Source organism: Okeania sp. SIO2B9, assembly GCF_010672505.1.
GTDB lineage: Bacteria > Cyanobacteriota > Cyanobacteriia > Cyanobacteriales > Microcoleaceae > Okeania > Okeania hirsuta.
Window position 1 is genome coordinate 1 of record NZ_JAAHGK010001808.1, and the last position, 1,037, is coordinate 1,037.

A 1,037-nucleotide genomic window follows, 5' to 3' on the forward strand; every position below is an offset into this window, starting at 1 on the left:
TGGCAGGAATTGTACCAAATTCATTTCTAACTTGCATAGAATAATATCTCGATCGGGGTTGACTGTAGATACAGATAGACAAGTTAACTAGCTATTAGCTTTTAGCATTCAGCTATCAGCTTTTTGAGCTTGGGATAAATAAGTTGCAAAAAGACTTTAAAGCTTTTTCCATCAGGGAGAAAAAAAACAAATATTTGAAGGTAGAATGATTACGCAAATATTCAAACAATTTTGCTCTCCAAATACTTTTTTTTAGATAGTTTTCTATATCCCTGAATTTCCTATCCTCTACCCCCTGCCTTTCCCCGACTTCACTACCTAATATAAATAAAAATTTCTACAAACTATTCCTAATATAATTGATAATATCTTCGGGAGATTTTACAGCATCTATATCTATTATTATCGCTTCTTCTGGTTCTTCAAGATCGTCAAATTGACTTCTTAACATTTCAACTTTCATAAAATGATTTTCTCGTTCCTTTAGTCTTTGGGCAAACAAATCAAAAGACCCTTTTAAGTAGACAAGTTTAATATTTTGTGAGTCTTTTATCAGTAGATGACGATAAGCTTTTTTCAGAGCAGAACAGGCTAATATAATATTTTTATTATTCTCTAACCATTGCTCAATTGCATTTCTCATTTCTACTAACCAAGGAATTCGGTCTGCATCATTTAAAGGATTACCACTACTCATTTTTTTTATATTAGCTTGGGAGTGAAAAGAATCAGCGTCATAAAATTCATAACCTAGAGATTTTGCTAATAATTTTCCAATAGTAGATTTACCAGAACCAGAAACTCCCATTATGATAATAATCATTGTATTAATTCTCAAAAGTTCTTAAATATTAAAATGGCAATAGAAATAGAACGTAAGTTTTTAGTTAAAGGCAACGGGTGGCGTAATCAAGGTGTTGGGCAAGTTTATCGTCAAGGTTATATGTCTACAGAAGATGGCATAACATTAAGGGCAAGAATTGCGGGAGACCAAGGCTATTTAACTATTAAAGGACCTTCTGTGGGTAATTCACGGT

2 protein-coding genes are annotated in these 1,037 nt (G+C 32.4%); one reads left to right on the plus strand and one right to left on the minus strand.

Annotation, left to right across the window (positions count from 1 at the left end):
• Window positions 1-337: 337 nt before the first annotated feature.
• The gene (locus F6K13_RS34605; protein WP_124143786.1) at window positions 338-823 is read right to left on the minus strand and encodes a gluconokinase; all 486 of its coding nucleotides are present in this window, start codon (window positions 821-823) and stop codon (window positions 338-340) included.
• A gap of 33 nt (window positions 824-856) precedes the next feature.
• Here F6K13_RS34605 and F6K13_RS34610 point away from each other — a divergent pair.
• On the plus strand, window positions 857-1,037 hold a 181-nt coding region (locus tag F6K13_RS34610; protein ID WP_287290171.1), incomplete at its 3' end, for a CYTH domain-containing protein.